Raw genomic sequence first — 18256 nt, forward strand, 5'->3', positions numbered from 1 at the left:
TCGCACAGCCGGGTTCGGTGCGTCAGCGCACGTCGCCCATGAGCTGCTTGACCTTGCCGCGGTACATGAAGACCGCGACACCCGCGGCAACGGCGAGGAAGGCCTGCAGGGTGACCACGCCGGTGCCGTTGAGCTCCACACCCGCGGTGGACAGCAGACCCGTGGTGCAGTCACCGGCGGTGACGGCCAGGAACCAGACACCCATCATCTGGCTGGCGTACTTGGCCGGAGCCATCTTCGTGGTGACGGAGAGGCCCACCGGGGACAGCGTCAGCTCGGCGACCGTCTGGACGAAGTAGATCGCGACCAGCCACATCGCGGCGGCCTTGTGGCCGTCGGTCGCGATCGTCAGCGGCATCAGGAAGAGAAAGAACGACGCACCGACCAGCACCAGGCCGGAGCTGAACTTCACGATGGTGCTGGGCTCCTTGCCGCGGCGGTTCAGCGACAGCCAGAAGGCGGCGAAGAGCGGGGCCAGCGCCATGATCAGGACCGGGTTGACCGACTGGTACCAGGAGACCGGGAAGTTCCAGCCGAAGACAGTGTTGTCGGCCGAGGATTTGGCGAAGATCGCGACCGTCGAACCGCCCTGGTCGTAGATCATCCAGAAGATGGCGGCGGCGACGAAGAACCAGATGTAGCCGGACATCTTCGACTGCTCGGTGGCGCTGAGCTCCTTGTCGCGCTTGATGCGCGCCAGGACGACGACCGGAATGACCAGGCCCGCGACGGTGATGGGGACCAGGAGCCAATTGAGCGTGTAGACGCCGGTGACGACCGTGATGATGTAGAAGACGGCCGCGACGGCCAGCCAGATCATGCCCTTGCGCAGCGTGCTCGCCCGCTCGGCGGCGGACAGCGGCTTCGGGACGACGAGGCTGCGCTCGTCCAGGTGGCGGGTGCCCATGAGGAACTGGGCGAGGCCGAGTCCCATGCCGACCGCGGCGAGCGCGAAGCCCAGGTGCCAGTTGACGTTCTCACCGACGGTGCCGATGATCAGCGGCGCTGCGAAGGCACCCGCGTTGATGCCCATGTAGAAGATCGTGAAGCCACCGTCGCGGCGCGGGTCGTCCGGGCCGTCGTAGAGGTGGCCGACCATCGTCGAGATGTTGGACTTCAGCAGACCGGAGCCGATGGCGACCAGTCCGAGACCGGCGAAGAAAGTGCCCTGCGCGGGCAGCGCCAGCGCCAGGTGGCCGATCATGATGACGGCACCGGCGACGGCGACGGTCTTGCGGGGACCCCAGACACGGTCGCCGAACCAGCCGCCGGGCATGGCGAGCAGATAGACCAGCGACACGTAGACCGAATAGATCGCCGTGGCCGTGGCCGGGTTCATGTGAAGCCCGTTGGGGGCGATCAAGTAGAGGGGGAGCAGCGCCCTCATGCCGTAATAGCTGAAACGCTCCCACATCTCGGTCATGAAGAGAGTGGCCAGGCCGCGGGGGTGGCCGAAGAAGGTCTTCTCGGATCCAGAAGTACTGGCCGGGTCCTTCGTCAGGCTGGACGCCATGGTCGATCCTTGCTTGCTCGGGACGCGACGCCTCGTGAGCGTGACGCGCCCGGTGGGGGGAGGCCGGCACCGACACAAGGCCCTGCCCCACCCCAACGCCTGACAAGGGGATTCGTCCCGACCGCCGGACTCGTCGAGGAGCCGACCGAAGAAGACGGGGACCGACCGCATCGGGATCCACGCCCGGTGCGCATCCTCGCGTTCCGGGCCCGGCCACAGGTCATTCACTGAACTTCACGACTGGCGGGTACCAGCCGGCAGAACAAAAGAGACCCTCGGCGCTAAAAGCTGCCCAAGGGTCCTTGAGTAGTGCAACAGGCGTCGAGCAACCATACGACACGACACTGCCGGATATGAATGGACTTGAGAGATGGATCACAGGTTTTGATGGAACCGCACTCCCATATTCGAAGGCCCCTCTCCGTTTTTCTCACGGACCCGCAGGGCTTTTCGATCACCTCACAGCATCCGCCCTGTGCGGACTACCATCACTCCATGACCCGTGTACTGCTCGCCGAGGACGACGCATCCATCTCGGAGCCACTGGCCCGCGCCCTGCGTCGGGAGGGTTACGAGGTCGAGGTCCGCGAAGACGGTCCGACCGCTCTCGACGCCGGCCTCCAGGGCGGGATCGACCTGGTCGTACTCGACCTGGGTCTGCCCGGGATGGACGGCCTCGAAGTTGCCCGCAGGCTCCGTGCCGAAGGCCACACCGTGCCGGTCCTGGTGCTGACCGCCCGCGCCGACGAGGTCGACACCGTCGTCGGCCTGGACGCGGGCGCCGACGACTACGTCACCAAGCCCTTCCGCCTGGCAGAACTGCTCGCCCGCGTCCGGGCCCTGCTGCGTCGCGGCGCCACCGAACCCGCTCCGCAGCCCGCCACCCACGGCGTCAGGATCGACGTCGAGTCGCACCGGGCCTGGATGGGCGACGAGGAACTCCAGCTCACCGCCAAGGAGTTCGACCTGCTGCGGGTCCTGGTCCGCGACGCCGGCCGGGTCGTCACACGCGACCAGTTGATGCGCGAGGTGTGGGACACCACTTGGTGGTCGTCGACCAAGACCCTCGACATGCACATCTCCTGGCTCCGCAAGAAGCTCGGTGACGACGCGGCCAACCCCCGCTACATCGCGACCGTACGGGGCGTCGGCTTCCGCTTCGAGAAGAGCTGACGTACAGAAGCACTCATGCGCCGCAGACTGATCAACTCCACGCTCGCCGTGGTGCTCGTGGTGATCGCCGTCTTCGGCGTCTCCCTCGTCATCGTCGAGAGCCGCACCATCAGCAACAGCGCCCAGGAGAGTGTCGACTCCGAGGCGCTGCGGCTGATCAGCGTCGTCGAGAGCCGGCTCCTGGGGGCGGAGCGGATCAACCCCGCGCTGCTGGCCGAACAGATCTCCAGCAAGCGCTACGCACTGGTCAAGATCCCCGGACGCGCCCCGCTCGAAGTCGGTACGCGCCCCACCGGCAGGGTGATCAGCAGCACGGCCGAGGGGGAGCAGGGCGAGCGCGTCACCGTCGAGGAGTCCAGCTCCGCCGTCACCCGGGAGGTCGGCCGCACCCTGATGATCATCGGCGCGGTGGCGCTGCTGGCCATCGTCTCGGCCGTGCTCCTCGCCGTACGCCAGGCCAACAAACTGGCCTCGCCGCTGACGGACCTCGCCGAGACCGCCGAACGCCTGGGCTCCGGTGATCCACGTCCGCGCCACAAGCGGTACGGAGTGCCGGAGCTGGACCGGGTCGCCGACGTCCTGGACTCCTCCGCCGAGCGGATCGCCCGGATGCTGACCGCGGAACGCCGGCTGGCCGCCGACGCCTCGCACCAGCTCCGTACGCCGCTGACCGCGCTCTCCATGCGGATCGAGGAGATCTCGGTCACCGACGACCCGGACACGGTGAAGGAGGAGGCGAACATCGCCCTCACCCAGGTCGAGCGGCTCACCGATGTGGTGGAGCGGCTGCTGACCAACGCCCGCGATCCGCGTACCGGCTCCGCCGTCGTCTTCGACCTCGACGAGGTCGTCAAGCAGCAGATCGAGGAGTGGCGCCCGGCCTACCGGGGCGAGGGCCGCGCCATCGTCCGCTCCGGAAAGCAGGGGCTGCGGGCCGTCGGTACGCCGGGCGCGGTCGCCCAGGTGCTGGCCGCACTGATCGAGAACTCACTGATGCACGGCGGCGGTACGGTCGCGCTGCGTACCCGGGTCACCGGCAATCAGGCGGTGATCGAGGTCACGGACGAGGGCCCGGGCGTGCCCGCCGATCTCGGCGCCAGGATCTTCGAGCGGACGATCAGCGGCCGCAACTCCACCGGCATCGGCCTCGCGGTCGCCAGGGACCTCGCGGAGGCGGACGGCGGCCGCCTCGAACTGCTCCAGCAGCAGCCACCGGTCTTCGCCCTGTTCCTCAGCCGGGTGGCCCTGAACAGACAGGAACCGGAACGCCCGGTGCGGTGAGCGCGTGCGGTGGGTGGCTACGGCCGCACCGGATCCGCCTCGACCCGCGGCACCTGCTCCGTACGTCCCTGCTTCAGGAACCCCTCCGCGCTCAGCACGGTCTCCTTCGCTGGCAGCGCCTTGAACACCCACGTCCGGTAGGACCAGAAGCGGAACAGCGTCGCGATGCCGATCCCGAGGATCTTGAAGACATTGCTCTGGACCGGGCTGTTCCACCCGAACCCGTACGTCGCCACGTACAGCACACCGGTCTCGATGACCGCACCCACCGCGCTGAACAGCAGGAACAGCGTCAGCTCCCGGGTCCGCCCGGTCTTGTCACGGTCCCGGTACGTCCAGTAGCGGAAGCCGATGTAGTTGAAGAGGATGGCGACGAACGTCGCCAGCAGACCTGCCCGCACCACCTGAAGGTCCGTGGTACGCCAGAGCAGATTGGATACCGCGATATTGACCACCAGGCCGAATGCGCCGACCGCGCCGAACTTGGCGACCTCCCGGGCCAGCAGATCCAGCCGGGTTCGCAGTGCGCCCCGTTCGCTCATGGTGATCGCTCAGCCCGTCTGTCGGTTACGTCAACCCGCTCATGCTATCCAGCCCGTTCATGGGTTGCCTGTGGATGTCCTGTCAGGTGTGGCGATGCTGTGACGTGCCCCCCGCAGGGGCGGACGGAGGGCGTCGTCGGGCTACCCCCGGAGCGACGGATACCCTGGAGGAGTGACGTTCCCGGTAGTCGGCATGGTCGGCGGCGGTCAGCTCGCCCGTATGACCCACGAGGCGGGCATCCCCCTCGGCATCAAGTTCAAGCTCCTCAGTGACACCCCCCAGGACTCGGCGGCCCAGGTGGTGAACGAAGTCGTCGTCGGCGACTATCGCGACCTGGACACGCTGCGTGCCTTCGCGCGCGGCTGTGACGTGATCACCTTCGATCACGAGCACGTACCGACCGAACACCTGCGGGCCCTGGAGGCGGACGGCATTCCCGTACGCCCGGGACCCGATGCGCTGGTGCACGCCCAGGACAAGGGGGTGATGCGCGCGAAGCTCACCGAGATCGGCGCGCCCTGCCCCCGCCACCGCATCGTGAAGGACCCGGCCGACGTCGCGGCCTTCGCGGAAGAGGTCGGGGGCTTCCCCGTCATCCTCAAGACGGTCCGCGGCGGCTACGACGGCAAGGGCGTCTGGGTGGTCCGCTCCGAGGCGGACGCGGCCGACCCCTTCCGGGCCGGTGTCGCCGTCCTTGCCGAGGAGAAGGTCGACTTCGTTCGGGAGCTGGCGGCCAATATCGTCCGCTCGCCGCACGGCCAGGCCGTCGCGTACCCGGTCGTCGAGTCGATCCAGGTCGACGGGGTCTGCGACACGGTCATCGCCCCGGCCCCGGAGCTGGACGAGCGGCTCGCGGGCGAGGCCCAGCAGCTCGCTCTCCGTATCGCCTCCGAGCTCGGCGTCGTCGGCCACCTCGCCGTCGAACTCTTCGAGACCCGTGGACCCGACGGGAAACCCGGCATCCTGGTCAACGAGCTCGCGATGCGCCCGCACAACTCCGGGCACTGGACCCAGGACGGCGCGATCACCTCACAGTTCGCCAACCACGTCCGGGCCGTCCTCGACCTCCCGCTCGGCGACCCGCGCCCCCGCGCCACCTGGACGGTCATGTCCAATGTGCTCGGCGGCGACTACCCGGACATGTACCAGGCGTATCTGCACTGCATGGCCCGCGACCCGCAGCTCAAGATCCACATGTACGGCAAGGACGTGAAGCCCGGCCGCAAGGTCGGACACGTCAACACCTACGGCGACGACCTGGCGGACGTGCGAGACCGAGCCCGTCATGCAGCTGACTACCTCAGAGGAACGATCACCGAATGACTTCCCCCGCCTCCGCCGCGCCGGTCGTCGGCATCGTCATGGGCTCGGACTCCGACTGGCCCGTCATGGAAGCAGCGGCCAAGGCCCTCGACGAGTTCGAGATCCCCTACGAGGTCGACGTCGTCTCCGCCCACCGCATGCCGCGCGAAATGATCGCGTACGGCGAGCACGCGGCGGACCGCGGCCTCAAGGCGATCATCGCGGGTGCGGGCGGCGCCGCCCACCTGCCCGGCATGCTCGCCTCCGTCACCCCGCTGCCCGTCATCGGCGTCCCGGTCCCGCTGAAGTACCTGGACGGCATGGACAGCCTGCTCTCCATCGTGCAGATGCCCGCCGGTGTCCCCGTCGCCACCGTCTCGGTCGGCGGCGCACGCAACGCGGGCCTGCTCGCCGCACGCATCCTCGCCGCCCACGACAGCGAGCTGCAGGCCCGCATGGTCGAGTTCCTGCAGGAGCTGAACGACCAGGCGACGGAGAAGGGCAAGCGGCTGCGCAGCAAGGTCGAGGGCAGCGACTCCTTCGGCTTCGGGAAGTAGGCCACCCGTGGACCAGCTGAAGCGGGCCGCGGAACTCCTCGCCGAGTACCCCGTCGTCGACGGCCACAACGATCTGCCGTGGGCGCTGCGCGAACAGGTCGGCTACGACCTGGACGCCCGCGACATCGCCACCGACCAGTCCGCCCATCTGCACACCGACATCCCGCGGCTCCGTGCGGGCGGCGTCGGCGCCCAGTTCTGGTCCGTCTACGTACGGTCCGACATGGCGGGTGACGAAGCCGTCAGCGCCACCCTCGAACAGATCGACGTGGTCACCGAGCTGCTGGAGCGCTACCCCGCGGACCTGCGGCGCGCCCTGACCGCCGACGACATGGAGACGGCTCGCACCGAAGGCCGTATCGCCTCCCTGATGGGCGCCGAGGGCGGCCACTCCATCAACAACTCGCTGGGCACCCTGCGCGCGCTGCATGCCCTGGGCGTCCGCTACATGACGCTCACGCACAACGACAACATCGCGTGGGCGGACTCGGCGACCGACGAGCCGGGCGTCGGCGGTCTCTCGCCCTTCGGCCACGAGGTCGTACGGGAGATGAACCGCACCGGCATGCTGGTCGACCTCTCCCATGTGGCGGCCACCACGATGCGCGACGCGCTCGACACCTCCACCGCGCCGGTGATCTTCTCGCACTCCTCGTCGCACGCGATCTGCGACCACCCGCGCAACATCCCCGACGACGTCCTCGGCCGGCTCCCGGCCAACGGCGGCATCGCCATGGCGACCTTCGTACCGAAGTTCGTCCTCCCGGCAGCCGTCGCCTGGACCCACGCCGCGGACGAGAACATGCGCGCCCACGGCCTGCACCACCTCGACACCACCGCGCAGGCCATGAAGATCCACGCAGCCTTCGAAACGGCCAACCCGCGCCCGATGGCCACCGTGGCGACGATCGCCGACCACCTCGACCACATGCGCGAGGTCGCCGGGATCGACCACATCGGCATCGGCGGCGACTACGACGGCACCGCCTTCCTCCCGGAGGGTCTCCAGGACGTCGCGGGCTACCCGAACCTGATCGCGGAGCTGCTCGGCCGGAGCTGGTCCACCGCCGATCTCGCCAAGCTCACCTGGCAGAACGCGGTACGGGTGCTGCGCGACGCCGAGGACGTCGCACGCGAGCTGAGCACGCGCCGGGCCCCGTCCCACGCCACGATCGAGCAGCTGGACACCCGGGCCGGCTGAGCCGGAACTGTCGCGTGCGGGGCGCCCCCAGGGGCGCCCCGCACGTTTTCTAGCACGCACACAGACAGACGTTTTCTAGCACGCACACAGACAGAACGGGTGCCCCGCAGGATCCGCGTACACCCGGAAGCTCCGCTCCCGGTCCTCCGCATCCAGCACGGTCGCACCCAGCGCAAGCACCTCCCGCTCCGCCGCGTCCAGGTCCGGCACGGTCAGATCCAGATGGAACTGCTGCGAGCCGTCCGGACCGGGCCACCGCGGCGGTACGAAACCGGGCGCGGCCTGGAACGCGAGCGGCACGGCCGCGCCACCGGTCAGCTCCACCCAGCCCTCGTGGTCCTCTATCTTTCCGCCGAGCAGCCCGGCGTAGAACCCGGCGAGCGCAACGGGGTCGGGGCAGTCCAGAACGACGGCACCCAGAGTGGCGACAGCCATGACATTTCCTCCTTCGGGCAGGGATGGTTACCCCTAAAGCGTTCCAACAGGTAACCGTTACTGCATGCTGCCGCACTGGAGGTAACGTCGCAACCATGAATGAGCAGGATTCCGCGCCCGGTGGACTCGCGCTGATCGAGGCCCTGGTCAACACACTGGACGTCGAGACCGGTGCGGACACTCTCGATACGGCGGACGGGCGCGCCGCCTTCTCTCTTGCCGAGCCGGACGTCCCGGACGCGCGCGTGCTGCGCGAGGCGCTCCGCACCGCCTGCCTCGCCCATGCCGGCCACTGCCCGCCGGACGGCTCCGCAGCACCCCCGCTCGACCGGCTCCTCGCCGAAGCGCCCCTGCGCGTCACCGTGGACGCGGCGGGCGCCGCCTCACTGCGGCCCGCCGGCGAACCGGCCGGTCTGACCGCCCGTGTCGCGGCGGCCATCGCCACCGCGGCGGCCGACGGCACCTGGGCCCGGCTCAAGGCGTGCGAGGCCGAGGACTGCCAATGGGCCTATTACGACCGCAGCCCGGCGGGGCGCCGCCGCTGGTGCTCCATGTCGGTGTGCGGCGCCCGCGCCAAAATGCGCACCTACCGCGCGAAGCGCGGCTGAGAGCCTGTCGGGTGACCTCCGACCGGGCGGCCACGCCCTGGCACGCACGCTTCCCGCGTTGTCGTCAGTCACCAACGCTCCGCGTTGACTCCCTCCTCCGCCTTGGAATCGCACGCACCAGACCGCGTCCGCTATCCGATCGGAGGTCACCCGACAGGCTCTGAGACCGGTCCGAAGACCGGATACGTCAGGCCTTCGGGCGCCCCATCGCCCGGTACGTCCAGCCGGCCTCGCGCCACTGCTCGCTGTCGAGCGCGTTGCGGCCGTCCAGGATTATCCGGCGGGACGCGACCTCGCCGAGCGCCGCCGGGTCGAGCTCGCGGAACTCGCGCCACTCCGTCAGATGCAGCACCACATCCGCGCCGCGCACCGCCTCCAGCGCCGAGTCCGCGTAGCCGAGGGTCGGGAAGAGCCGCCTGGCGTTCTCCATGCCCTTCGGGTCGAAGACCGTGACCTGGCCGCCCTGCAGATGGATCTGCCCGGCCACGTTCAGCGCCGGTGAGTCCCGTACGTCGTCCGAGTCCGGCTTGAACGTCGCACCCAGGACCGCGACCCGCTTGCCGAGGAACGAATCGCCGCCCACGGCCTCCCGGGCCAGCTCCACCATGTGGCCGCGGCGCCGCATATTGATCGAGTCGACCTCGCGGAGGAAGGTCAGTGCCTGGTCCGCGCCCAGCTCACCGGCGCGCGCCATGAAGGCCCGGATGTCCTTCGGCAGACAGCCGCCGCCGAAGCCGATCCCGGCCCGCAGGAACTTGGACCCGATCCGCTCGTCGTGCCCGATCGCCTCGGCCAGCTTCTTCACATCGCCGTCGGCGGCCTCGCAGACCTCCGCCATGGCGTTGATGAACGAGATCTTCGTGGCCAGGAAGGAATTGGCCGCGGTCTTCACCAGCTCGGCGGTCGGGAAGTCCGTCACCACGAACGGCGAACCCTCGGCGACCGGCACCGCGTACACCTCGCGCAGCAGCTTCTCGGCCCGCTCGCTCGTCACGCCGACGACGATCCGGTCCGGGTGCAGGGTGTCCTTCACAGCGAAGCCCTCGCGCAGGAACTCCGGGTTCCAGGCCAGCTCCGCTTCCGCGCCCACCGGTGCCAGCTCCGCCAGCCGCGCCGCGAGCCGGGCCGCCGAACCCACCGGCACGGTCGACTTCCCGACGACCAGGGCGGGCCGGGTCAGATGCGGTGCCAGCGACTCGAAGGCGCTGTCGACGTAGCTCATGTCGCAGGCGTACTCGCCGTGCTTCTGCGGAGTGTTCACGCAGACGAAGTGCACATCGCCGAAGGCCGCCACCTCTTCCCACGAGGTGGTGAACCGCAGCCGTCCGGTAGCTCCCTCGATGCCCTCCACATGCTTGCGGAGCAGCTCTTCGAGGCCCGGTTCGTACATCGGGACCTTGCCGGTGCTCAGCATCTCGATCTTCTCGGGCACGACATCGAGGCCGAGCACTTCGAAGCCCAGTTCCGCCATGGCCGCGGCGTGGGTGGCGCCGAGGTAGCCGGTGCCGATCACAGTGATCCTGAGGGCCATGTAGTGCTCCTGGGAGATGCGGACAGACGTGCGGTGAACGAGCATAGTCGTGCCTCCGGAGGCCCGGTTTCCGGCTGCCTGCGCAGCTTCTCCCACCCCTGTCGCGAAGCTCACGCACGCATTGCATAGGCCATTGCGGCGGCGGAGCTCTAAAATCGGGTTACTTAACGGTAGTTAGCATCTTTGGGGAGTGAGCGTCTTGGCGGGTTCGACCGATTTCGACCTGTACCGTCCGGCCGAGGAGCACGAGATGCTCCGCGAGACGGTGCGTGCGCTCGCCGAGGCGAAGATCGCCCCGTACGCGGCAGCGGTCGACGAGGAGGCGCGCTTCCCGCAGGAGGCGCTGGACGCCCTGACCGCCGCGGACCTGCACGCGGTGCACGTACCCGAGGAGTACGGCGGCGCGGGCGCCGACGCCCTCGCCACGGTCATCGTGATCGAGGAGGTGGCCCGTGTCTGCGCCTCCTCCTCCCTCATCCCGGCCGTGAACAAGCTTGGCTCGCTCCCCGTGGTCCTCTCCGGCTCCGAGGACCTGAAGAAGAAGTACCTGGGCCCGCTCGCCAAGGGCGACGGCATGTTCTCGTACTGCCTCTCCGAGCCCGACGCGGGTTCCGACGCGGCGGGCATGAAGACCAGGGCCGTGCGCGACGGCGACTTCTGGGTGCTCAACGGTGTGAAGCGCTGGATCACCAACGCGGGCGTCTCCGAGTACTACACGGTCATGGCCGTCACCGACCCGACCAAGCGCTCCAAGGGCATCTCCGCCTTCGTCGTCGAGAAGTCGGACGAGGGTGTTTCCTTCGGCGCCCCGGAGAAGAAGCTCGGCATCAAGGGCTCCCCGACCCGCGAGGTCTACTTCGACAACGTCCGTATCCCCGCCGACCGCATCATCGGCGAGGAGGGCACCGGCTTCGCCACCGCGATGAAGACCCTGGACCACACCCGCATCACGATCGCGGCCCAGGCCCTCGGTATCGCCCAGGGAGCCCTCGACTACGCCAAGGGCTACGTCCAGGAGCGCAAGCAGTTCGGCAAGCCGATCGGCGACTTCCAGGGCGTCCAGTTCATGCTCGCCGACATGGCCATGAAGCTGGAGGCGGCCCGCCAGCTCACCTACTCGGCCGCCGCCAAGTCCGAGCGCCTCGACAGCGACCTCACCTTCTTCGGCGCCGCGGCCAAGTGCTTCGCCTCCGACGTCGCGATGGAGATCACCACGGACGCGGTCCAGCTGCTCGGCGGCTACGGCTACACGCGGGACTACCCGGTGGAGCGGATGATGCGCGACGCGAAGATCACGCAGATTTATGAAGGCACGAACCAGGTGCAGCGCATCGTCATGGCGAGGAACCTGCCGTAGCGGTTGCTGCTCTGGTGTCTGGCCCCCGATGTGCGCGTCGGGGGCCAGACGTGTGTATGCGGCGGGGAGGCCGGGGTTGGATCACTCTCCGGCGAACACTTCCTCTGTGGTGGTGGCGGTGGCGGCGCGGTTGAGCCACTGGTGCAGGAGCTGAGGGTCGTCGCAGTCGGCGATCTTCTCGCGGGTCTCGTCGGTGATGGCGATACCGCGCGCGTGGAGGACGAGCAGGAGTCCTTCGGCTCGACCTTCGGCCCGACCTTCGGCCCGACCTTCGTCCCGGAGTTCTTCCGAGAGGGGCGACTTGTAGAAAGAGAGGTCCACGGCCACCAGATTCCTCCACTGTTGTGCGGCCGGGCGGTTGCCCAGGCCTTGTGCGGTGAGTTCGATGATGGGGTCGGCGATTGCTTCCGGTGTGTCCCGCAGTGCGGCGGACAGGGTTTTCAGTATGGCACCGACGTCCGGATTGTCGGCGTGTGTGATGGCGGCCAGGGTGGTGAGTGCGAGGTCCTTGCGGGCTTCGGCCACATCGGTGATGACAGGCATGTTGTGCGGGCCCGCGACGAGGGGGTTCAGGGCGAGCGTCTGCCATTGACGGACGCCGATGGAGATGGGGCGTGCGGCCCATTCGGCGGTGGCGTGGTCCTGGCAGACGACCAGCAACAGGATGGGCAGCCCGTATCTGTTGTGGAGATAGCTGACGTAGTACGGCCAGCTGACGGTCTTGCGTGGGTCCTTCTTGCCCTGGGCTTCGATGGCGAGGAGGAAGGGCCCGTCATGCTCTGTCTCGATGCGCAGGAGGGTGTCCACCCGGCGTTCGACGGGACGGGCTTCGGTGAGGTCGGTGGGCAGCGCGGTGGCCGAGGTGGGTGGTGGGATGTCGACTCCGAGCACCTCGGAGACGCGGGAGAAGAGGCCGGGGAACTCCTGGAAGATGCGGTGCATTGCCTCGTGCGGCGAGCTGACCATGCAGGTCCGTTCGGGTTGTGGGTGATGTTCCGGTCAGGCGGCTGTGTGCAGTTCGGTGCGGCAGTCGCGGCAGTGGCCGGGGTGGTGGGAGCGGAAGGCGCGGTCGCAGCGGTCGCAGTTCTGGAGGGGGATGACGACGACGCTGCGGTGTGCGGGTGCGAGGTCCTGGGTTCCGGGCAGCGGGGGCGGCAGGAGTGTCGTGATCCGGTGACGGAGGAGCTTGGCCGGGTGTTTGAGGGGAGCAGGGAGGTTGGTAGTGAGGGCGTGGCGGATGGTGTCGGGGTGGGCGTCGCGTTCGAGCCACGTGGCGACGCCGGGGGTGAGGGTGTGGATGTCGTGCTCGGCGAGGGTGAGTTGGGGTGTGTGGCGGCGCAGGTCGGCGAGGAGCGCGGTGGCCACGCGCTGAAGCTCCGGCGTGAGCTCCTGCGGCTGTGGGAGCGGCGGAGGCGGCGATGTGCGCGCGGTGGGGGCCGGTACGAGGGCGGGCTGCGGCTGCGGCCGTGGCGTGGGCACCGGGGGTGGTGCGGGGCGCGGTTCGGGAGCGGTTACGCGTGGCGGCGGCGGTGGTGTGGGCAGGGGGGCCGGCTCGCTGGGAACCGTTCGGGGCTGAGGGGCTGCGCCGGGCTGGTTGTACGAGATGGTGCGGGTGACGATGCGGCCGTCGGCGAGGCGTACGCGGCTGCGGTGGAGGTAGCCGTGGGCTTCGAGCTCACGCAGGGCGGCGGCGATGCGGGTCTCGCTCTCGGGGAAGCGTTCGGCGAGGTGCTTGATGCCGATCCTGGCTCCGGCGGGCAGCGACTGGATGTGGGCGGCGAGCCCGATCGCAGTGAGGGAGAGTCCGCGATGCTGGGCGAGATGATTGCCGATGACGGTGAAGCCGGCGGCGTGCCGGACATTGATGTGGATGACACCGGATGACGGTGTGGCGTCCCCGGGTGCGGGGGACAGGGCGCACTGGGGCGCGGTAATCTGCGGGGTACCCATCGGGAAGCTCCGTACTTCCTCGGTGGTCAGGCCCTCGGTCGAGATTGGCGTCTCGTCGGGGGCCGTCGCATGTCTGCAGTTGTCGCGGCGAGCATATGCCAGCCAACCCGTATGAAATCCAGCCCAGTTGCCCTATGTCACCCGCGCGAGTGACGGGGGCGGGGTGGGCTGGGTTTGGGTGGGGAGGGTGATTTCCCCAAGTTCTTCAAAGCTTTATATGTCGTGGGACGCGGCGACGTGGCCTACCGGGTCGCGGGTCCCCGCGACCCGGTGGAGACGGTCACGGTACGAGGCTGAGATTGGCCCAGATCGTCTTGCGTGGGACGGGCCCGACGTCGATGCCCCAACGGTCGGCGAGTGCCTCGACGATCAGCAGACCGCGCCCTGATTCCGCGTCATCGACGGGGGCGACGGTGGTGCCGGGCGGGGGAGGTAGATGCTCACCCCGGGTGTCGGTCACCTCGATCCGCAGGAGTGCGTCGGGGTGGACGGTGAGGCTCAGTCGGAAGTCCCGGCCCGGTACGCGGCCATGGAGGGCGGCGTTCGTGGCCAGTTCGGCGACGATGTGCGCGGCTGACTCGGCGGGGAGCCCCCAATCGCATAGATGCGCGGTGGTGAGCAGCCGGGCGAGCCTGGCACCTCGGCGGGTGGGGGAGAGCAGCACCGTGAACTGCCGAGTGGGAGCGGAGTGTTCGGTTCGGGTGATTTCTTGAGTCACGTCACTCAGCGTGGCCGCGCCTGCGTACCGTGAACAGCGACGAGCCCCTTACGTACGGTGATTGTCCCGTGCCTGTCCAGTGCTGTCCCGGCTGTCCGGGGTGACGTGCTGGGGACACCAGTGGTTGAGCAGGAACGGCATACACGTCGGAAGTGGGGCACGGATGAGCGTGAATGGGGCAGGTGCGGAGCGCGGGGACGGCGGAGCGGACGAGCCCGGCTGGGACGTCGATCCCGACGACGAGTCGGGGGTTGCGGTGGTCGCTGCGGTGGGCCGCCAGATCAAGGCGTGGCGGGAGTCGGCGGGGCTGCGAGCCGGTGAGTTCGGGGCTGCGATCGGGTACGGGGAGGACCTGGTCTACAAGGTGGAGGGCGGCCGGCGCATCCCTCGGCCGGAGTTCCTGGACCGGGCGGACAAGGTGCTGGGAGCAGGCGGGAAGCTCGCGGCGATGAAGCAGGATGTGGCGGAGGTCCGGTACCCGAAGAAGGTGCGGGACCTGGCGAAGCTGGAGGGGCGAGCGGTCGAGCTTCTGGCGTACGGCAACCACAACATCCACGGGCTGTTGCAGACGGAGGCGTACATGGGGGCGCTACTCGCTACGCGTCGGCCTGCGTACTCGCAGGAGGAGCTCCAGCGGATGGTCGATGCGCGCATGGCCCGGCGCTCCGTCTTCGCACGGGAGCCTGCTCCGGAGTTCAGCTTTGTCCAGGAAGAGGTGACGCTACGCCGCCCCATCGGAGGGACAATGGTGATGCGCAAACAGCTCGAACGCCTTCTGGAGGTGGGGCAGTTGCGGAACGTAGAGATCCAGGTAATGCCGACGAGCTGCGGGGATCACCCAGGAACGGGCGGACGGATCCAGGTGTTGAAGTTCGGCGACGGCTCGGCGGTAGGGCGCACCGACAACGAGTTCGCCGGTCGCCCCGTCTCCGATCCGAAGCAGCTCCGGATCCTCGAACTGCGGTATGGCATCATCCGGGCTCGGGCTCTCTCGCCAGGAGAGTCACTGGCCTTCATCGAGCAAGTGCTGGGAGAGACATGATCCGCAAGAGCTCTGCAGGGGACGCCTCCGGGTTGGAGTGGTTCAAGAGCAGCTTCAGTGACAGCAGCGACGGCAATGACTGTGTCGAGGTCGCGGCTTCCCCCGGCACGGTGCACGTCCGAGACTCCAAGAACGTTCAAGGCCCTCGCCTCACCTTCGGGCCCAGTGCCTGGGCAGGCTTCGTCTCCCACGCTGCCGAGCACTGACTCCGCACGCACTCGCGCCTCCGCCCTGGGTTTGACTCCGGGTGCACGCAACCGCTCGACACCGCCAACCCCTTCTTGGCTCTGCCCTGGACCCCTCGGGCGGGCCGACGAACGCCCCTGCCGCGCTCGCTCGGCAGGGGCGTTCGCTTGCTGGTCAGCGCAGCGGGCCCTGGAACTGTTCCAGTGTCCGCAGCGCGGAGTTGAGCGTCGGCCGGAACCCCGGACAGGACCCCCGGATTCACGAAGGCCCGACCAGCCCCGCTTCCCACGCGACGATCGCCGCCTCCACCCGGTTGCGTACGGCGAGTTTGCTGAGGACCGCGCTGACATGCGCCTTCACCGTACCTTCGACCAGATGGAGGCGGGCGGCGATCTCGGCGTTGGACAGGCCGGAGCCGAGCAGCGAGAGGACGGTGTGTTCCCGTTCGGTCAGCCGCTCCAGCGGGTGGTGGAGCGGGGTGCCGTTCGTCAGGCGGCCGGTGCGCAGTCCGGCGATCACGCGGGCGGCGACCTTCGGCGACAGGTAGGCGCCTCCTGCGGCCACCGCGTGCACGCCCGACAGCAGCTCCCTGGGGTCGTCCGCCTTGAGCAGGAAACCGCTGGCACCGGCCTGCAGGGCGTGTGCGATGAAGTCGTCCTCGCCGAAGGTGGTCAGCATGATCACCGCGGTGCCGGGGAGTTCGCGGTAGATCTGCGCGGCGGCGGCGATCCCGTCGAGGAGGGGCATCTGGATGTCCAGCAGGGCCACGGCCGGGCGATGCACGCGCGCGGCCTCTACCGCCTCGTGCCCGTCCGGTGCCTCGGCGACGACCTCGATGCCGGGATCCCGCGCGAGGATCGCGCGGACTCCGGCGCGGACCATCGCCTCGTCGTCTGCCACCAGTACTCGTACCACCGGCACAGCCTAACCGCGGGCCGGAGCGGGCGGACTGACCGATCGTCAGGGGGTCCCTGACGAAAGTAAGGGGTGTGATCACCGCCGCGCGGCCGATGCCCGGAGGGGTCGGCGATTCCTACGGTTGAGGCAGTACGGAAGACACCGGAGGACATGTGATCACGCTCAGAGGGCTGACGAAGCGGTACGGCGGAACTGTCGCCGTGGACGGTTTGACGCTCGACATCAGGGAAGGGCAGGTGACCGGCTTCCTGGGCCCCAACGGGGCGGGTAAGTCCACCACCATGCGGATGATCCTCGGCCTGGACCACCCGTCCGAGGGCGAGGCGCTCATCGACGGCAGGCCGTACGCGTCGCTGCGGCACCCGGTCCGCGAGGTCGGAGCGCTGCTCGACGCGAAGGCGCTGCACCCGGCCCGCTCGGCGCGCTGCCATCTCCTCGCCCAGGCTCGCAGCAACGGCATCCCCGCGAAGCGGGTGGACGAGGTACTGGAGACGGTGGGGCTGGCCAAGGTGGCCAGGCGGCGCGCCGGCGCGTTCTCACTCGGCATGTACCAGCGGCTCGGCGTCGCGGGAGCCCTGCTCGGCGATCCGAGGGTGCTCATCTTCGACGAGCCGGTCAACGGTCTCGACCCCGACGGGGTGCGCTGGGTGCGTGATCTCGTACGCGAACAGGCCGAGCAGGGCCGTACCGTCTTCCTCTCCAGTCACCTGATGAGCGAGATGCAGCTGACGGCCGACCGGCTCGTCATCATCGGGAGAGGCAGGCTGCTGGCGGACCGGTCCATGGCGGAGCTGCTGGCGAGCGGCCCGCAGGCATCGGTGCGGGTGCAGGCCCCCGACCCGGAGGACCGGCGCGCACTGGTCGACCGGCTGACGCGGCGCGGCGGTGTGCGGGTCGAACCGGCCGCCGACGGGGCCGTCGTCATCAAGGGCAGCACCGTTGGGGAGGTCGGCGACCTCGCCCACCGGCTCGGCATCCGGCTGCATGAACTGTCCAGCGTGACCCCCTCATTGGAGCAGGTATACATGGAACTGACCGCTCAGAGCGTGGAGTACGGAGCCGGCGACGACCGGCCGGTACGACAGACGGAGGCGTGAGCGCCGTGCCGACCACTGTGGACGCCGCAGTTCCCGAGCACCACAACCTCCGTCAGCTCGGTCAGATCCATCAACTCCGTCATTCCGGAGGCGGGTTCGCCGGTGCGGTCGCCGCCGAGTGGACCAAGATGTGGTCCGTCCGCTCGCCGTACGTCTGCCTGGCGGTGGGCGCGCTGGCGACGGCGGTCTTCACCTTCTACTACGGTTCGATCGCCCGGATCAACGACAAGCCGGTCCAGCCCGTCGGCAATGCCCCGGTGACGTCCCTTCTCCTTGTGCAGTTCGCCGTCGTCGTACTGGTGATGGTCACGGTGACGAGTGAGTACGCGACGAGCAGTGTGCGCGCCTCGCTGCTGTGGGTGCCGCTCAGGCACCGGGTGCAGCTGGCCAAGTCGCTCGTGTGTGCCGCCGTGGCCTTCATCGCCGGAATCCTGTTCGGCGTGCTGGGGATCGCGGTGGCGTGGGCGCCCTTCCGTGGCCACGCCACCTTCGAGATGTCCAAGGCGCTCTCCCAGGTGCTGGCGATGGGCGTCTACTGCGCCCTGATCGCCGTGCTCACCGTGGGGGTGGCGTTCGCCCTGCGGGCCTCGGCAGGAGCGCTGGCGGTGCTCTTCACCCTGGTCTCGGCCCTGCCGAGCGTACTCACCGGGCTGGGCGGCGACGTGCTCCTGGCGGTCAACGACTACCTGCCGCAGACGGCGGGCACGTATGTGATGCAGGGCGCCGACGGTGCCCCGTACCCGCGGGTGGCAGCGATGGCGATCCTGCTGTCGTGGGCGGTCGCCGCCCACCTGACCGGCTGGCTCGTTCTGCGAAGGCGCGACGCCTGAGGACCGCTCGGAGC

At 68.9% G+C, this 18256-nt stretch carries 19 protein-coding genes; 11 read left to right on the forward strand and 8 right to left on the reverse strand.

Features of this window, described 5'->3' with window-relative positions:
• Positions 1-22 precede the first annotated feature (22 nt).
• On the reverse strand, positions 23-1513 hold the full coding sequence (locus OG609_RS24775; RefSeq protein ID WP_327274831.1) for an oligopeptide:H+ symporter: 1491 nt from the start codon (positions 1511-1513) through the stop codon (positions 23-25).
• Positions 1514-2008: 495 nt separating this feature from the next.
• Between OG609_RS24775 and OG609_RS24780 the strand changes: the two genes are divergently transcribed.
• Positions 2009-2686 (forward strand): response regulator transcription factor, encoded by a 678-nt coding sequence (locus OG609_RS24780; protein ID WP_018524728.1) that lies wholly within the window; start codon positions 2009-2011, stop codon positions 2684-2686.
• A gap of 15 nt (positions 2687-2701) precedes the next feature.
• Positions 2702-3967 carry an ATP-binding protein gene (locus OG609_RS24785; protein ID WP_327274832.1) on the forward strand — a complete coding sequence of 422 codons (1266 nt, stop codon included), beginning with the start codon at positions 2702-2704 and terminating at the stop codon, positions 3965-3967.
• A 17-nt stretch (positions 3968-3984) separates the two neighbouring features.
• On the opposite strand, the gene OG609_RS24790 is transcribed toward OG609_RS24785, so the two are convergent.
• A complete protein-coding gene (locus tag OG609_RS24790) occupies positions 3985-4509 on the reverse strand; it encodes a GtrA family protein (RefSeq protein WP_327274833.1) in 525 nt (174 codons plus the stop codon).
• Positions 4510-4681: 172 nt separating this feature from the next.
• On the opposite strand from OG609_RS24790, the gene OG609_RS24795 reads away from it, so the two are divergent.
• From OG609_RS24795 to OG609_RS24805, 3 genes are read left to right on the forward strand one after another with little or no spacing between them, the layout of a single operon-like run.
• Positions 4682-5833, forward strand: coding sequence for a 5-(carboxyamino)imidazole ribonucleotide synthase (locus OG609_RS24795; RefSeq protein WP_093898730.1), 1152 nt, complete (start codon positions 4682-4684; stop codon positions 5831-5833).
• On the forward strand, positions 5830-6369 hold the full coding sequence (gene purE / locus OG609_RS24800; RefSeq protein ID WP_114244880.1) for a 5-(carboxyamino)imidazole ribonucleotide mutase: 540 nt from the start codon (positions 5830-5832) through the stop codon (positions 6367-6369). Before OG609_RS24795 ends, purE begins: the two co-directional genes overlap by 4 nt.
• Positions 6370-6376: 7 nt before the next feature.
• Entirely contained in the window at positions 6377-7570 is a 1194-nt protein-coding gene (locus tag OG609_RS24805) for a dipeptidase (RefSeq protein WP_327274834.1), read from the forward strand.
• Positions 7571-7645: 75 nt separating this feature from the next.
• Here OG609_RS24805 and OG609_RS24810 read toward each other — a convergent pair whose 3' ends face one another.
• Complete coding sequence (locus tag OG609_RS24810; protein ID WP_327274835.1) at positions 7646-8005, reverse strand: VOC family protein; 360 nt, start codon at positions 8003-8005, stop codon at positions 7646-7648.
• A gap of 95 nt (positions 8006-8100) precedes the next feature.
• Here OG609_RS24810 and OG609_RS24815 point away from each other — a divergent pair, with 95 nt between their 5' ends.
• A complete protein-coding gene (locus OG609_RS24815; protein ID WP_327274836.1) occupies positions 8101-8613 on the forward strand; it encodes a CGNR zinc finger domain-containing protein in 513 nt (170 codons plus the stop codon).
• Between the two features lie 187 nt (positions 8614-8800).
• Here the strand turns inward: OG609_RS24815 and OG609_RS24820 are convergent, their stop codons facing one another.
• A complete protein-coding gene (locus OG609_RS24820) occupies positions 8801-10144 on the reverse strand; it encodes a UDP-glucose dehydrogenase family protein (protein WP_327274837.1) in 1344 nt (447 codons plus the stop codon).
• A 199-nt stretch (positions 10145-10343) separates the two neighbouring features.
• Here OG609_RS24820 and OG609_RS24825 point away from each other — a divergent pair, with 199 nt between their 5' ends.
• On the forward strand, positions 10344-11501 hold the full coding sequence (locus tag OG609_RS24825) for an acyl-CoA dehydrogenase (protein WP_327278177.1): 1158 nt from the start codon (positions 10344-10346) through the stop codon (positions 11499-11501).
• Between the two features lie 81 nt (positions 11502-11582).
• On the opposite strand, the gene OG609_RS24830 is transcribed toward OG609_RS24825, so the two are convergent.
• From OG609_RS24830 to OG609_RS24840, 3 genes are all read right to left on the reverse strand, one after another.
• On the reverse strand, positions 11583-12467 hold the full coding sequence (locus OG609_RS24830; protein WP_327274838.1) for a hypothetical protein: 885 nt from the start codon (positions 12465-12467) through the stop codon (positions 11583-11585).
• A 33-nt stretch (positions 12468-12500) separates the two neighbouring features.
• Positions 12501-13451: a helix-turn-helix domain-containing protein gene (locus tag OG609_RS24835; protein WP_327274839.1), complete on the reverse strand. Its 951-nt coding sequence runs from the start codon at positions 13449-13451 to the stop codon at positions 12501-12503.
• 280 nt (positions 13452-13731) lie between these two features.
• Entirely contained in the window at positions 13732-14169 is a 438-nt protein-coding gene (locus OG609_RS24840) for an ATP-binding protein (RefSeq protein ID WP_327274840.1), read from the reverse strand.
• 163 nt (positions 14170-14332) lie between these two features.
• Between OG609_RS24840 and OG609_RS24845 the strand changes: the two genes are divergently transcribed.
• Both OG609_RS24845 and OG609_RS24850 read left to right on the forward strand, forming a co-directional pair.
• On the forward strand, positions 14333-15211 hold the full coding sequence (locus OG609_RS24845) for a helix-turn-helix domain-containing protein (protein ID WP_327274841.1): 879 nt from the start codon (positions 14333-14335) through the stop codon (positions 15209-15211).
• Positions 15208-15417 carry a DUF397 domain-containing protein gene (locus OG609_RS24850; protein WP_327274842.1) on the forward strand — a complete coding sequence of 70 codons (210 nt, stop codon included), beginning with the start codon at positions 15208-15210 and terminating at the stop codon, positions 15415-15417. Before OG609_RS24845 ends, OG609_RS24850 begins: the two co-directional genes overlap by 4 nt.
• Before the next feature lie 238 nt (positions 15418-15655).
• Here the strand turns inward: OG609_RS24850 and OG609_RS24855 are convergent, their stop codons facing one another.
• On the reverse strand, positions 15656-16312 hold the full coding sequence (locus tag OG609_RS24855) for a response regulator transcription factor (RefSeq protein ID WP_327274843.1): 657 nt from the start codon (positions 16310-16312) through the stop codon (positions 15656-15658).
• Positions 16313-16467: 155 nt separating this feature from the next.
• On the opposite strand from OG609_RS24855, the gene OG609_RS24860 reads away from it, so the two are divergent.
• Together OG609_RS24860 and OG609_RS24865 are read left to right on the forward strand one after the other, a co-directional pair.
• Positions 16468-17412: an ABC transporter ATP-binding protein gene (locus OG609_RS24860; protein ID WP_327274844.1), complete on the forward strand. Its 945-nt coding sequence runs from the start codon at positions 16468-16470 to the stop codon at positions 17410-17412.
• Positions 17409-18242 (forward strand): ABC transporter permease, encoded by an 834-nt coding sequence (locus tag OG609_RS24865; RefSeq protein ID WP_385655501.1) that lies wholly within the window; start codon positions 17409-17411, stop codon positions 18240-18242. The genes OG609_RS24860 and OG609_RS24865 overlap by 4 nt, the downstream gene beginning before the upstream one ends.
• Positions 18243-18256: the final 14 nt, after the last annotated feature.

Source organism: Streptomyces sp. NBC_01224, assembly GCF_036002945.1.
In the GTDB taxonomy this organism is placed as follows: Bacteria; Actinomycetota; Actinomycetes; order Streptomycetales; family Streptomycetaceae; genus Streptomyces.

Excerpts from the sequence above, each read along its gene's own strand:
- purE (WP_114244880.1), top strand. The coding sequence starts at position 5,830 with ATGACTTCCCCCGCCTCCGCCGCGCCGGTCGTCGGCATCGTCATGGGC.
- OG609_RS24830 (WP_327274838.1), bottom strand. The coding sequence starts at position 12,467 with ATGGTCAGCTCGCCGCACGAGGCAATGCACCGCATCTTCCAGGAGTTC.
- OG609_RS24850 (WP_327274842.1), top strand. The coding sequence starts at position 15,208 with ATGATCCGCAAGAGCTCTGCAGGGGACGCCTCCGGGTTGGAGTGGTTC.
- OG609_RS24820 (WP_327274837.1), bottom strand. The coding sequence starts at position 10,144 with ATGGCCCTCAGGATCACTGTGATCGGCACCGGCTACCTCGGCGCCACC.
- OG609_RS24810 (WP_327274835.1), bottom strand. The coding sequence starts at position 8,005 with ATGGCTGTCGCCACTCTGGGTGCCGTCGTTCTGGACTGCCCCGACCCC.
- OG609_RS24835 (WP_327274839.1), bottom strand. The coding sequence starts at position 13,451 with ATGGGTACCCCGCAGATTACCGCGCCCCAGTGCGCCCTGTCCCCCGCA.
- OG609_RS24785 (WP_327274832.1), top strand. The coding sequence starts at position 2,702 with ATGCGCCGCAGACTGATCAACTCCACGCTCGCCGTGGTGCTCGTGGTG.
- OG609_RS24775 (WP_327274831.1), bottom strand. The coding sequence starts at position 1,513 with ATGGCGTCCAGCCTGACGAAGGACCCGGCCAGTACTTCTGGATCCGAG.
- OG609_RS24790 (WP_327274833.1), bottom strand. The coding sequence starts at position 4,509 with ATGAGCGAACGGGGCGCACTGCGAACCCGGCTGGATCTGCTGGCCCGG.
- OG609_RS24780 (WP_018524728.1), top strand. The coding sequence starts at position 2,009 with ATGACCCGTGTACTGCTCGCCGAGGACGACGCATCCATCTCGGAGCCA.
- OG609_RS24815 (WP_327274836.1), top strand. The coding sequence starts at position 8,101 with ATGAATGAGCAGGATTCCGCGCCCGGTGGACTCGCGCTGATCGAGGCC.
- OG609_RS24845 (WP_327274841.1), top strand. The coding sequence starts at position 14,333 with ATGAGCGTGAATGGGGCAGGTGCGGAGCGCGGGGACGGCGGAGCGGAC.